Source organism: Paenibacillus lentus, from assembly GCF_003931855.1.
In the GTDB taxonomy this organism is placed as follows: Bacteria; Bacillota; Bacilli; order Paenibacillales; family Paenibacillaceae; genus Fontibacillus; species Fontibacillus lentus.
In genome coordinates, this window is sequence record NZ_CP034248.1 from 4,838,676 (window position 1) to 4,852,923 (window position 14,248).

Annotated in this window: 14 protein-coding genes; all 14 read right to left on the reverse strand. The window is 45.6% G+C overall.

Annotation, left to right across the window (positions count from 1 at the left end):
• Positions 1-4: 4 nt before the first annotated feature.
• The 14 genes from EIM92_RS21900 to EIM92_RS21965 all read right to left on the reverse strand — a co-directional run bounded on the left by EIM92_RS21900 (position 5) and on the right by EIM92_RS21965 (position 14,238).
• Positions 5-2,635, reverse strand: a complete 2,631-nt coding sequence (locus EIM92_RS21900) for a cation-translocating P-type ATPase (protein WP_125084656.1) — start codon at positions 2,633-2,635, stop codon at positions 5-7.
• Positions 2,636-2,856: 221 nt separating this feature from the next.
• Positions 2,857-5,133 carry a N,N-dimethylformamidase beta subunit family domain-containing protein gene (locus EIM92_RS21905; protein WP_125084657.1) on the reverse strand — a complete coding sequence of 759 codons (2,277 nt, stop codon included), beginning with the start codon at positions 5,131-5,133 and terminating at the stop codon, positions 2,857-2,859.
• Positions 5,134-5,509: 376 nt separating this feature from the next.
• Positions 5,510-5,791, reverse strand: coding sequence for a hypothetical protein (locus EIM92_RS21910; protein WP_125084658.1), 282 nt, complete (start codon positions 5,789-5,791; stop codon positions 5,510-5,512).
• Between the two features lie 52 nt (positions 5,792-5,843).
• Positions 5,844-6,881 carry a phage tail protein gene (locus tag EIM92_RS24415; protein WP_125084659.1) on the reverse strand — a complete coding sequence of 346 codons (1,038 nt, stop codon included), beginning with the start codon at positions 6,879-6,881 and terminating at the stop codon, positions 5,844-5,846.
• Between the two features lie 2 nt (positions 6,882-6,883).
• Complete coding sequence (locus EIM92_RS21920) at positions 6,884-7,162, reverse strand: ketopantoate hydroxymethyltransferase (RefSeq protein WP_125084660.1); 279 nt, start codon at positions 7,160-7,162, stop codon at positions 6,884-6,886.
• Entirely contained in the window at positions 7,162-7,743 is a 582-nt protein-coding gene (locus tag EIM92_RS21925) for a putative phage tail protein (RefSeq protein WP_246021120.1), read from the reverse strand. Before EIM92_RS21925 ends, EIM92_RS21920 begins: the two co-directional genes overlap by 1 nt.
• Positions 7,736-8,815 carry a baseplate J/gp47 family protein gene (locus EIM92_RS21930; protein ID WP_125084661.1) on the reverse strand — a complete coding sequence of 360 codons (1,080 nt, stop codon included), beginning with the start codon at positions 8,813-8,815 and terminating at the stop codon, positions 7,736-7,738. The genes EIM92_RS21925 and EIM92_RS21930 overlap by 8 nt, the downstream gene beginning before the upstream one ends.
• On the reverse strand, positions 8,808-9,203 hold the full coding sequence (locus EIM92_RS21935; RefSeq protein ID WP_125084662.1) for a DUF2634 domain-containing protein: 396 nt from the start codon (positions 9,201-9,203) through the stop codon (positions 8,808-8,810). The genes EIM92_RS21930 and EIM92_RS21935 overlap by 8 nt, the downstream gene beginning before the upstream one ends.
• Positions 9,200-9,541, reverse strand: a complete 342-nt coding sequence (locus EIM92_RS21940) for a DUF2577 domain-containing protein (RefSeq protein WP_125084663.1) — start codon at positions 9,539-9,541, stop codon at positions 9,200-9,202. The genes EIM92_RS21935 and EIM92_RS21940 overlap by 4 nt, the downstream gene beginning before the upstream one ends.
• Entirely contained in the window at positions 9,538-10,494 is a 957-nt protein-coding gene (locus EIM92_RS21945; protein WP_125084664.1) for an XkdQ/YqbQ family protein, read from the reverse strand. Before EIM92_RS21945 ends, EIM92_RS21940 begins: the two co-directional genes overlap by 4 nt.
• Positions 10,495-10,504: 10 nt before the next feature.
• On the reverse strand, positions 10,505-11,182 hold the full coding sequence (locus EIM92_RS21950; protein ID WP_125084665.1) for a LysM peptidoglycan-binding domain-containing protein: 678 nt from the start codon (positions 11,180-11,182) through the stop codon (positions 10,505-10,507).
• Positions 11,183-11,208: 26 nt separating this feature from the next.
• A complete protein-coding gene (locus tag EIM92_RS21955) occupies positions 11,209-13,149 on the reverse strand; it encodes a tape measure protein (protein WP_125084666.1) in 1,941 nt (646 codons plus the stop codon).
• 201 nt (positions 13,150-13,350) lie between these two features.
• Entirely contained in the window at positions 13,351-13,758 is a 408-nt protein-coding gene (locus EIM92_RS21960) for a phage tail assembly chaperone (RefSeq protein WP_125084667.1), read from the reverse strand.
• Between the two features lie 21 nt (positions 13,759-13,779).
• A complete protein-coding gene (locus EIM92_RS21965) occupies positions 13,780-14,238 on the reverse strand; it encodes a phage tail tube protein (RefSeq protein ID WP_110933999.1) in 459 nt (152 codons plus the stop codon).
• Positions 14,239-14,248: the final 10 nt, after the last annotated feature.

Here is a 14,248-nt window from a genome sequence, read left to right on the forward strand (position 1 = left end):
CTTCTTAGGCTTGCTTCGCTGTCCCCATTCGCATGAATCCCTTGATAATTTCATTGATGATCAGCGGAATCAAGGCAAGAGCTATGACCACTCCCCAATCTGCTAAGGACAGGTTATGGACTTTGAATGCCGCTGCCAGGAAAGGGATGCTGATCGAGGCAAACTGGAGAACCAGACCCGCGATAACTGCACCGACTAGAAGCTTGTTAGAGAACAAGCCAACCTGGAAAATCGATTTCGTGTCGCTCCGCTTCGAGAAGGAATAGAACAACTGTGACGCGGCAAGCACAACGAAGGCCATCGTTCTGGCATACGTCATCGCCTCTTCGGAGATATTCGCCGAGTTCATGCTGAAGCCGTGCTCCCTTAACCCTAAGTAAAAGGCGAACAGAGTGAGAGAACCGATTAGAATACCGCCTAAAATCGCCCGAAATGCTGCGCCTCCCGCAAAGAAACTCTCTTTCGGATCCCTCGGCTTCCGCTTCATGACATCCTCTTCCCCCGGATCGACACCAAGCGCGATCGCCGGCAAGGTATCTGTTACCAGATTCACCCAGAGAATCTGTGTAGCCAAGAGTGGTAGCGGCCAGAAGAACAAAATCGAGGCTAGTATCGCAACTACCTCACCGAAATTACAGGACAAAAGGAAGGTCACCGTCTTGCGAATATTAGCATAGATATTCCGACCTTCCCGGATCGCATGCACAATGGTGGTGAAATTGTCATCCGTCAAAATCATATCGCTCGCGCCCTTGGATACGTCCGTTCCCGTGATTCCCATGGCTACACCGATATCAGCATTTTTCAAGGAAGGAGCATCATTCACTCCGTCGCCAGTCATCGAAACCGTATTTCCTTGTGCTTTGTAAGCTTTAACGATTTTTACTTTATGCTCAGGCGAAACGCGAGCAAATACTCGGATATTTTTGATTTTCTGCGTAAACGCCGCATCGGACAGCTCATCAATTTCTGCTCCCGTCATGCTCTGCTCAATCGAATCCGCAATACCAAGCTCCTTGGCAATTGCCACGGCCGTGTTGCGATGGTCGCCCGTAATCATCACACAAGTAATTCCCGCAGATTTCGCCTCCCGGATGGAATCCTTGACTTCTAGCCTTGGCGGGTCAATCATGCCAACAAAACCAAGAATCGTTAAATCCTGCTCCATTTCATCCGGCGATATGAGCTGTTCCGTATCTTTATACGCGGCGCCGAGCACCCTTAAAGCATCATCAGACATGCTTTCAGCTGCGTTCAAGTATTGCTGCTTCAGCTCCTCAGTCAGAGGGACAACTTCCCCTCCCACGACTGCAGAAGTTGAAATATTCAACAGTTGATCAATCGCCCCCTTGGTATGGACGCGGTAGCCCGTTCTTGTCTTGTTTAACGTAGACATGAGCTTGCGATCCGAATCAAAGGGCTTCTCGGAAACTCTCTTATATTCGGCCTCCAATGATTTCTTGATCATATTGTTCTGTTCCCCGTATACGACGAGTGCAACCTCGGTTGGATCTCCCGTGCTTTCCCCGTTCTCATACGTTGCGTCCGAACAGAGCACGAATGATTTAATCAGCTCTACCGGGGGTTCATCTCCCAGCGGTGTAGCAGTATAGTATTTCACGACAGTCATTTTATTTTGAGTCAAGGTACCCGTTTTATCCGAACAAATAATATTGACGGAGCCGAGCGTCTCTACGGCAGGAAGCTTCTTCACAATCGCGTTAATCCTTGACATTCTAGTCACGCCAAGCGCGAGAACAATGGCAACGATAGCCGGAAGTCCTTCCGGAATAGCCGCTACGGCCAAACTGATGGCGGTAAGGAACAACTCGAACAGATCACGCTTCTGAATAAGACCGATAACAAAAATCAGTACACAGACGCCAATAGCGATGAGGCCCAGCGTCTTGCCAAGCTCCTCCAATTTTTTTTGCAGCGGGGTCAGTTCATGATTGTCCTCATCGAGGATCGTCGCGATTTTCCCCATTTCCGTGCTCATCCCGGTAGCCACTGCGATGCCCTCTCCCCTTCCATAAGTTACGAGAGTAGACATGAAGGCCATATTGGACATATCTCCAATCGGTGTCTTGGGGTCATCGAGTAAGGCCGAAGCATCTTTATCCGATGGGACGGATTCCCCGGTCAGAGCGGATTCCTCAATCTGCAAATTGGCACTATCCAGCAGCCGAAGATCAGCCGGTATGTAACGACCTGCATCTAATATAACAATATCCCCTGGCACGATATCCTCGGAATTAATCTCCTTCACCTCACCTTGACGGCGAACAAGCGACCTAGGCGTAGTCATTTGCTGCAGAGCTTCAATGGCCTTCTCCGCCTTATGCTCCTGGAACACACCGATCAACGCATTCAGTAGAACAACAGCTAGAATAATAATGGCATCCACATATTCGCCTACGATTAGCGTGACTACTGCTGCGCCCAAGAGCACATAAATGAGCATATCCTTTAACTGGGCTAAAAATAGAGCAATCATGCTTTTCTTCGGTTTGCCCTTTAATTTGTTCGGCCCGTGCTGCTCCAGCCTTGCGCGTACTTCTTCCTCAGAAAGCCCGACAGCCGGATCGACCTGCAGCTCCTTGAGCACTTCTTCCTGTGATTTCAAATGCCACATCCAAGAAACACCTCTTATTCTTGATAAAATACATGTTGGGTTACCTATATTGTAAACCTAATCGATCAGAAATAATCGACTGGATTATTACTATATACGAGCCAACTCACAATATGTACTCAAAAATCAATTCAGGCTATGGTGTGTAACATAACAAAACGAAAAAAGGAAGCTACCCGTAAACGGCAGCTTCCCTGATAGAATAGCGACTAGCTCATGCTCTATATTTTCCCGCTATTCACCGTAGATGCAGGGTTTTCCTTGATTAACAAGTGTTTTAAAACATTTTCAGTAATTCTGGCAACATTATTATCATATTCATTCCAAGCGAGGCTGCCTGCCCAGTTGATAGATCCTGTTGAGAATACTGCACCCCCGCCCTCTATATCAAAATAGGTCATATCCGCACGAACCAATGGATGAGTGCTTCCTCCCTGATTTGGCATCGTATTAAGCAGATCCTCATGAACAAACTGGTAGTTATCGTCTAAAGCCACTGATGTAGCGAGCCTTAACGTGTGTTGAGGTGTACCAAATCCAAGGTCATAACGATCCACCTCATCGCCAGCGGCTCCGCCTGATGCATAACCGAAGTCGCCGATAATCTCATCTTCACCGATACCCTCAAAGATAAATTGTGCCGCCGGATGGAAGCTGTCCTCAAGGCGTTTATAACCGCTAGCCGTGCCGCCTCCTAAAGCAGTTGTGCCAACACCTACCAGACGCTGAGGAACATAACCATAATGGCGCCATATGCCACCCGGTTCCCCCGTAGTACTATGGAAGAGTTCTCCAGGCGGCGAATCAGAAGAACGGGAACCAGCGTTACCACGCCGTACCTCCAACAAATAAGGACGATCCGGATCAAGACTTGTAACCCAGTAAAATCCGTTTCCGCCCAAATACATCAGGCGTCCCCCTTCTGCCAAATACTGTTCAAGCGCCTTCATCATCGGTCGTGTCCAATATTCGGGATGACTGCCGGTTATAATGACTTTATATGGACGAAGCAGTTCGATTCCTTCGCTATGCAAATCCTCATCTGTTACCGAATCGTAACGATGCCCATTCCGCTCAAGCCACCCGGTGATATACAGATCTGCTGGAAAATGGCGTACAGCGCGCCAATTGCGGTAATTGGGCCGAAAGTTCATTATTGGACGAAGCCTTGACGAAAATTGTACTCCGAATCCATCGCTGTGCAAATCGTAAATTGAGCTTCCTAATTCAGCATGCTCATCCAAATAAACATCCTGTGCCGGCAAAACATAATCATCATCTAAATAATCCTGAGCCAGCTTAAACAGCCGCTCATTAGCATAAGCCAAGTACGTATTCGTTGGTGCTAGATACAAGACTGGAGCAGTTGCGCATCCCCGGGTAGGACGGACATAAAAAGGAATGTAATCTACAAAACCATCGGCCTCCAGCTGTAATGCATAAGTTCCGCTTTCTAAGTTCAGCGGTATTTTCCAGGTTATATCCACCTCCCAGCCTGCATCAGCAACATCATCATCGTGGAAATGCACGGCAGCATACTGTTCTGGAGCAAGCCGATAATCGACCTGTTCTCCCGTCCAGTTATAACTGGTTACTCCACGTACACCGCCTTGTCTCAGTACACCATGATACCCGCCGGATGATTTATCCCATAGCTTAGTCGAGGATATATCCTTACTGAAATCATAATCAGCAATAGTATCAATCTGATCTGCAGCAGAAATACGGCCTGCGGCAAACCCGCTTAATTGATGCTCGTTAAAATATTTACCAAAAAAACGCGGATTGCTAATTTTTCCGTTATAGTGGTACCGTGTTCTTCCCTTGGCCGCCGGGTCAGTATCTGCCGCAAGCAGGACATGCTCCGTAACTGTGCTCGAATAGTCGATGGATGCCTTTTTCGTATGGAACTCTAATTCCTTGACTTGGCTCCACCCACTGCATCGATGGGAGAATAGCATTACAGCTTCATTTTGTGCAGAATATTGTACTGCTACGAAATACCATTCCTTCGCAAGCAATGGACGTTCCGCAACTACGCTAGCACTTTTCCCATCTGCAGCGCCGAGTGAGAATGCCAATTTTCCATCCTTGGTAATTGACAATCTGGCATAGTCTGTACAATCCATAGAACATGCCGACCAAATCGTCTGCTCGTTGTCATATTTCGGAATCGTAGGATAAATCCACATTTGTACCGAAAATACTCCATCCTGCAGCCATTCTGGCAGCAAGGCCAGTTCAGCATATGAACCAGCTAGCGTCGTTTGCCTCCGTCCTCTATACTCCCCTGCACAATCCGCAGGGATCAGCTTCGTTGGCACTTCAGTTGAATGATCAGGGTCTGGCATTCCGCCGCATAGCTTGACAACATTGGCCGTATAAACCTGGCTTGCAGTATCAATCATGAAATTGATGTCTTGTCCCGGCTGTACACTAAATTCATCCGCATAACCAACAATAGTTACAGATGATGCTGCAGCAGATTGCTCATTCATTATAATTCCTCCTAAAATAATTTTAATATTATGCAATATATGAATTATGTAGGAATATTTACAAAAATTATAACATATGTGCTTGCATTATGAGTACCTATATCAATTTTTTCTGAAATGATTTATTCGGAGGCGTTAAGAAAACTGGCTATACCTTGTAGATAGACAGTTTTGTAGGAAAGAGATTTTTGATTTGATGATTTTAGCTAATTTTAAACATGGCAAATAAGCCTCCACTTCATGGAGGCTTATGGAGTGAGTAGTTTTTATATTGCTCGTTAACTATAATTCAATGCGCTAGAACAACCATATGTTAGTAATATAGTGGTGTTTGATATTTTGTCATAAATAATACGCCTGGCACCGTTCCTTATGGCTATTCTACTATTTCAGTTTCCGTGACTTCCTCGTACCTCTCAGCCAGGTATTCATAGTTACATATACCAACAGTCCCTGTATCGTTTTTGTATACAAACTGTCCCGGAATGGCCACGAGCTCATGAGCCCCTTTTATTAGGGTTAACGAGCTCAGCGCACCTTTGGGCGAGAAGTTAACTGATACCCCCATACCCGTCAGTAATATGATCGTATGGATCGACGAAAAATCTTTAAATTCGACTGCTTCAACGTGGTCTTTGGATTTAAATACTCGTATCATCTTCAACACCTTTCGTTTATTTAGTAAATAATCCCAATCTAACTTTAACCTTTTATCCCCATGCCCTAACGACAACGTTATAGATAGTTTTGCTAGAATTTCCGGCGTGTCGGTAAAATAATAGGCCATTTAATGGTTCAGCGCGATTATAGTTTTCTTTACCGATATATAAATTACCAGGAACCGTATACTGCCACAAATAGTTGCTATATATAGTATGAGACAACACATAGCAAATTCCATAATCCAAATCTGTTGATGAGTTCTCTAATGGATTTGATTTATAGGTTCCAGTAATCATGGCAATCTTTGGCGTAAAAGGGAGTTCTAATGTACTACTTACATTCGGATTAATCCTATTTACAGTATATTCGTAGTACAATTTAGGTTCTAGTGTCCCTAGCACACCGAATATATCAACCCCGCTTTTGATGTTAGCTGGAAGCAAATTTGCATTCCCCAACACTGTAATTCCCGAGTTGTAATACCCAGCGGCCTTTGTCTGGTTCGCCGTCCCCGGCGTAACCGTACCTCCAGCCCCCCAATTAGGTATTGTTCCGGTTAAATTATTCCCACCAGCATTACTAAACGTTCTGCCACTCAACACGTCCGCAGGAACTGCATTTCCGGACGCTTTCACAATAGAGTTGAGTTTTGTAATGAGTGAATCCCAACTCTCGCTCGTGGATGCCGAAATCCCTTTGGCAACAAGCGCGGCAACCACTTCCGCTTTCCGCTCATTGCCAAGCTGAAAAGCCGAATCAGCTCTCGCCTGTGCCGCTGCGGCCGCTGTATTAGCTGCATTCGCCGTGGTTTGCGCTGTTGCGGCCGCAGTATTCGCCGCATTTGCCGTAGTTTGCGCTGCGGTGGCCGCATCATAGGCCGACTTTACTGCTCGTGGTGTTGCTGCCAAAATCTCGCTCGTGCTGTTCGTAGCATTGGATAGCTTCACAATCCCTGCCTCCGCTACGGACGCCGGAGGGATTTCGATATGATCCACCTCTTCACGCAATTGATTGATCTCTTCCCCAATCGCGTTCATATCCTGCGGCTGAATCGTGTCATTCAAACTCCAATCTGTCTTTACCATTCTTATACCTCCTTAACTTGTACCGTATGCAGCAGAAGAGTATCTGTCGTGATCGGAACATATAAACTGTTTGTTGACTTGACATTGTTATTTGCATCCTTAAGGTCAATTTTTGTAACAAGTGAAACATCAGCCGCCGGGACCAGATACTGCATTCCCACGGTTGACTCGGTTACTTCCTTTACGGTAAAATCCGTGATTTCAACCGTATCATTCAACACGACCTTTGAAATATTCGCATCAACAAAGCGAGCCACATCATTCAAAAAAGAGCTTATCATCACTTCACCACCACCTCCGGACCGAAGTCGGCAAATGGTTGTTCTCCCAGCTTCCATTCACCTAATTTATAATTCCAATAAATTTCCTTACTAGTGATCCTTTCTTCCAAACCGAGGACATCCCCTAAACTGGTTTGCTGCTGATAGATCATGTTCGCAGGCTTTAACATCTTAACCGTATGTTCAACCTCTTTAAATACGGCTGCATCATCGAGATTCGTTGTAACGGTTAACTTAAAAGCTTGGGGATCTACACTGACAATCGTCAGTCCAGCCCCAACTAGAAAATCAAGCTGACGCTGCAAATACCGCATAGTAAACGGCGGTTTCGTAGAATACCGATTGATCAGCCGCTTTCGTCTGAACTCTAGCGTTTCTGTCGCCGGGTCGGCCTGTATGCCTAGAATCTTTTCCCGTCGTTTAATCGCCTGCAGTGAAGCCGTCGCAACAAATTGGTCATCCAATAGTTGATGAATAGCCTGCTCGGAGCTCATCCATTCCTGCGACTCCGCCTCCGTCAGTTCCACAAAATCTACGAGATCATGGTAAAAGTCCGGGAGATACTGCATGAACCTATTCACTCAGCGTCACCGTCCCCATGATTGGGATTTGCTCATCTGCCAGGATAACATTGGCTGCCGCTCCATCAAGCAGCGTATTCGTCACGTCTACTACACCCTGCACAGTCAAAATACGAGATTCAATGTGAGCGACGCGAACGATCAGAGCAGGCTCAGTGGCCCATGATTGCCGAAGTGATAACAGATAATCGCTTATCGCATCTTCAACGTCACTTTTCACTTGTCCCAACACAGCCTCGGGAGCAAGCGTCAATGATGCAGCAACATCAATGACGCGCCCCTGGGCGCCCGTGATCGTCACCTCGTGGCCAATCGGCGCCAGTCCCAAGCCCTGACCTTGATTTTGTTCGGGATCAATCATTGTTTGAACCTCGTCAATCAGCGTTTGAGACGGTTCGCTGGAATCGGCTGCGAGAATTGTCGCCTTCACCGTCCCCCCGCCATTCCATACCGGAAATACTTTAACGCCGCCTACACCGGAGATTTCGTTAATCTTTTTCTTGTAATCCGCGATGTTGCCGCCAAAAGGCTGCTCGTTAATCGCATCCATGTACCGCTTGCGCAAGGCATCATCACTTTCAGCGTCTTCGCCCGGTACGAGTACCTCCACCAGTTCAGCGCGAACAAGTCCTGCCACATAATCAATGGGAAGCATGGTTCCAAACTCCTGATTGCCGAGTACTCCCGGAGTTTCACACTCTACAATCCACTCGCCTGTACCGACCCTGCTGACTGCAACATAATCAAGATCGTTAATCGAAAATCTGGAACCTACAGGCACATCTATAGGTACATTATTGGAGCCATAGAACAAAGCTTTACGCCTTGCTTTCGTTGCTGGTTCACGGTGAATCCCGAACTCGGCCGTACGCCGTTCCAAATACTCTGCTGTAGCCGTGTCGGCATATGCAAGGTTATTGTTTATATCCAGCTCCATATACATTTGTGCCAGCTCCGCAGCAGCAGGAGCCAGAGCGTCATAAATGATAGATCCCTGACGTTTATCGACTTGATTGGATACCTTGTCTAGCATCCTTTGCAAAATATGTTCATAGGTTTGGTGTTCATACATTCATTGTCACCTCGCTCTTAAAATCCCCGAAGATAGAAACTACTGTAAACGTGGCTAGTGCTTCATCCCCAGTGATGGTAATCCTCTTATTTTCTACTCCAGATATACGGTCATCCGCCAATAGAGCCTCCTTAATCAGGCGCTTTATTTCTGATCGCACATACCCCTGATTTCGCCCTTGCAATCCTGTTAACTCGCTGCCGTAATTGGCATCATATATAAGGTGTGTGAATCGGTCTGTTCGCAGTATTTTATACACGGCTTGCCTGACCGCATCCAAACCATTCACCATCCCTATGCACCGACCTTTATCAAAATCTATGCCATATGTCCGGCTCGTTTCCAGGGCCGTCTCAGCCTTCATTAAATTGCCGCCCAACGGTATCATGATCCCACCACCTTATCCAACACCACATACTGCTGCCCCCCCTGCATTCTTAACAGCAAAACACCGTCACCTGCCTTCAGCCCCTCGCGAATAACGATCTTTTCTGTTAACGCATCCTGGGTCGGAATGCCATCTGTGTGATGGCTATGTTTCAGATCAATTTCATACCTAGTCAACTGTTCGGTCAGAACAAAAAAATCCTCATCCAGCAATAAACGCTGATCGACGAGAATTTCCAGGGGCTGTTCTTTGGTCACTGTACCAAACATAATCGCTACAGGATGCTCTGCTTCATTCAAATTCATGGTGATTTGCTTTATCGCATTGGCCAAACTCATTCGATCACCTTCAATTCAATTTGCAATGTGTATTCTTCGCCACTGAAACGGTGGGAACATTCCTCAACCAAGTAAAGCTGGTTAATCGCCAACTCCCCGATTTCTACATGGATATAGCAGCCAGCACGAACGGACGGGTTCCCAAGGGCATCCACCTTTAAGCTTTTGGTCTCGCGGTTTTTAAGTTTGACCAACTGGTCGAGAAGCTGACGAATTTGGGCATCATTCATGTTCTCGTCAACTTTTTCGTAGTACTGTAATCTCCCCCACTTGGCTATATTAGCGCTATCCTGAGCAATATGCATATCCCGCTTCTTGGTGTCCTTGTTATCACGTACCAGCTTGATCTGGTTATACGTTTCGCTATCGATGCTCTTTTCAAAGCTGAACCCGGTCATCAAACTCTTGTCCCCGACAACGATATCCAACTTCATGTCCTTTACATTTTGCAACGTCAGATTACCGTAGTCGTCGTAAAACACATAGATGCTTCCGGTATTGACCGTTGTAAGTGCTAAAGCTTTGTCGATGATATCAATCAGCTTCTGACCGTCCTCGATTAAATTGGGTATTGCATATTTGGTATCTGCGATATGGCCCCACTTCAACTCGAAGTCGTTGGCAATCTGCTTGATGATCGCTGCTGCCGTCTTGTTCTTAAATACGTAGGTATCTGTAGCGGTTAAGTATCGAATCTGATCATACGCCTTGATCTTGAGTGTATCTTCTTGACTTCGGCCAATTGAAAATACATAGCCATAAAAAAGGGGCTTATCATCATACTTCACAGCGACGATATCCCCGTTATTGATCATATAATTGCTATCTTGCAGCATAGTAAAGTCGAAACTTCCAGGTTTGCCGATCCTGGACGTTTTCCAATTCGCATCGGTTATAAGCTCGGATATATCAAATACGCCGCCCTGTTTGTCATCTGTTACTACCTGTAACATGTTCCACCTCCTATGGCAACTTTATTACCTTGCCGATTGGTAGCCGCTTTAACTCGCTATCCTTTATCCCATTCAGCGTCTGTAATTGCTTATATTTGCTGCCATCACCCAAAAATTGTTTAGCCACTTTCCAAAGGTTGTCCCCCGCTACAAGGGTATACGTTTCAGGCTGTACCCGTGTATCTGCGCGCGACACTGACTGGTTATTAGAAATTGCCGTTTCTTTGCCTGTTGTATCCTTTACAAATCCGACCTTCCTTGCGGCATAGAAACGATATTCTTTAAACGAGATTTGGTAGTGTATGTCCCCAACAGTACCCGCCTCTTCACCCCAGCTAAACTTTTCAATACTCACTGCCATATTGATATTCAAATTCGAACCGGTGAGCACCAACCGAACCGGGCGTTTTTTACTTCGCCAATCTTCAATTTTATCAATGTAATAAGCCGGCTTGAACATCGCTCTGCGTTCTACATTAACCCCCGGGAACCACCTTGCCGGGAAGAAGCTCTCAAATGCAATTTCTTTCAGCTTCATATTTTTGATGACGTTAATTTCGCCTAACTGGGATATTTCGTATGTCTTACTATCTCCGCTGGATTGCACTTCAATTTTACCGGGAAGGACCGGGAATTCAATCGCTTCGGCTCGATTGTTGAATGATAGGGTAAGGGTGTACTTATCCACGGAACCCCTCCTTTCTGCACTATAATTTACGCGTATAATCTCGATGCACTCGATGCTATTTCTTCTTCCAATGTAACTGTAATTTGCGAAATGATCGTATCCAAATCTGTACCGTTATGAATATCGCCGGTGCTGACGGATACCGTAGGTGTTAGCGTTACGAAATTTTGGATCGACTTCATTTCTGCCAATTCACGCATCGTTTTGAGGTCTTCACTACTGATGTCTACCGTGTCTTCAACTCTTCCAACACTACCCACCTGATTCACCTTGTCAATAGTGTCCATAGTTGATGCAGGCACACCCGATTGACTAAATAAAGAAGCGTTCGATCCACCAGGTCCCCCCTGCGCTTCTAGCTCTGCTTGATCTTCTGCTCTTTTCGCAGCCATTTTATTCAGCCTATCCTGTAACTTTCGATCTCGTTCCTGTGCATTTATCGCAGCTCTTGCATAGGCTTCGTCCTTTTTAGCACCAGCAAAATCAGCAATATCATCAGCTAGATCCTCCATACTAAACTTCCCTTGTAACGCAATCGTTGAGCCAGTAACGCTGTTTATCAGGCTTATTATTACATTTATGCCATCAATGATACTGTTGATTACAAAGTCATACAATTTCCCGATACTTTGCGCCCACATTTTAAAGGGGATCATCATCCATTCAACCAACTGCCAGAAATAAGCTGGAAGCTTATCAAGGAAATTAAGAAAAGAGTTCCATGCGCCCAAAACACCAGCTACAAAATTTTCGTTGGTTGTCCATAGTTTATAGATGATCAAAATTAAGGATACAATCAAAGTTATGATTAAGACGATCGGATTAGCGTTCATGACCGCATTCCATACTGACTGGGCTACGGCTGCCATCCTCGTAGCTAATGCTGCCGCCTTTGTAGCTATCGTGGTCCAGTTTATCGCCAGTGTTAAACCACCGATTGCAGCCGCCAATCCCCATATAATCGGGCCGAGAAGGGACCAATTTTCCGAGAAAAAGCTGTATACTTGTGCTGCGTATTCGACTAATTGAATCAACCATGATACTGCCGTGGATATACCCATGGCCAAACCGTCAATAAAATTTGTCACGGTATCGGACTGCAAATACGTGGTTAAAAGAACGACAAGTTCAGTGATTCGGTTTAAGGGGCCTCCTGCTTCCCCTAAGCTACCAACCCAACCCTTAATCGTATTGTCGATAACGGCCATTGCACCACTAAAGGTCACCGGCATGTCCTCAAACATCTTGTCAATATCTCCCGATTGATTCTGAAAGGCCTTAACAAATTGATCAGCTGTAAGCTGATCGTTAGCTGCCATTTGCATCAATTCTTCACCGGAGACTCCTAATCCACCTGTCAATACCTTCATGATCGCCGGAGCGGTCTTCGAAAGGTTGCCAAGCTCATCTCCTTGCACAACCCCATCTCCCAGAGCCTGGGACATTTGTTGCATCGCACTTTCAGCTTCTTCTGCTGAAACTCCACTAATCACCAGGGATTTATTGAATTTATCCGTGAAATCAAGCAAATCATCATTGTTCTTAAATAAACCTTGCGTACCTACTCCAAGCTTAGTTATGAGTCCGGCTGTTGCACTATAACTCGTCCTGGTTCTATTGGCTATATCTAAAACCTGTTGCTGTAACCCAGCCTGGGTGCGCAAACCATCATTAACAAAAGCTAAACGGGCGTTGGTAGCAGCCATGTCATCGGATATCGCCATGGCCCCACCGATCACCCCACCTAATTGTTGGGCAAGTTTTACCCCCTTGGCTATAACACCAAAAACGAGCTTTTTAACTGAGGTTTCCGTTTTCTTTACGCTCTTGTCAGCCTTTTCAATGTTTATGTTTACCTGATTTAATGTGTTATTTATTTGCACATAATTTTTGTTAATGACCTGTGTCATTTGAATCATCTTCTGATGGTTGGTAATCAAATTTAGAGTTGGATGCACATTCGCCACTTTTCACTTCACCTTCTTTCGAAGCAAATAACTATCTCTTCATCTTTTTAGCAGCTTTTTCTTCCGCTGCCACCCTTTCATCAATGCAAGCAATAATAAAAGCCCTCTCTTGTCTAGAAAGGGCTAAAAACTCACTGGGCCATTTATGGAACTTATGGAGGGCATAGTAGGCATAATTCGCCTCACTGTCGCCCTCCCGGATTAGTTTTTTGCTTCTTCCACCAGATCATCCATCCCAACATCAAAACCACTCAGGCGCTGGATGTGTTCAGCAAGGGTTGCAATCTCACCGGGCAACAACACTTTATTTACGTATTGCTCAGGAGTAGAACAACCAAGTTTGCTAATGGACTCCGCATCTTTAAAGTCAGGTACTAGCGTATTATTGATGACAGATGTGGTGTTAAACTGCTGTGCATTAAACTCTACCTTCCCTTTTTTATGAATGATGGTAGAACGTTTGCGAAGCTCCTCAAAATCAGGACCTGTCATGGCCTTAATCTTGAACTTTAACAGATTTCCCTCTGCATCTTTAAAGCGCTTGGACACGGTCACTTCTTCCGTCAAACCATCAATAGGGTTAGCATTCAAAAATTCTTGCAAGCTCATATCGTTTCCCTCTTTCTATCATTAAATAGTATTAAACATATCCGGCATGTCCACATCCTCAAATGTGAACGGAATTTCCTCTTCCAGCATATCGTCGCTGGTCGCATCAAATTTGGAGAGGAGCAGACTATCGACATTGCAGTTTTTAAGCACAATCGTTTGCTTCCCCGCAGCACTCCCCGGTTGCTCGTTGACCATCATCAAATCAAACCAAAAATCCTCACCTGTTTTAATATAGTTGATCATCAATTCCCTAAACATCGACGTTACATAATAGACCGTCAGTGTACCAGTGCCTTTCCATCCAGCAGCACGCTGTGGCGTATTCGTTTTACCGAGCACAGGCACATCCACTTTGTTTTTCTCAGCAGTGGCCTCCCCGGTCTTACCGTAGAGCAATTCCTCCACCCGTCCGTTGATGGTTACAAAAGCTCGTGCAGTCTTGCCGCTAATGGCATCTTTAACATTAAAAACTCCCATTGTTGAACCC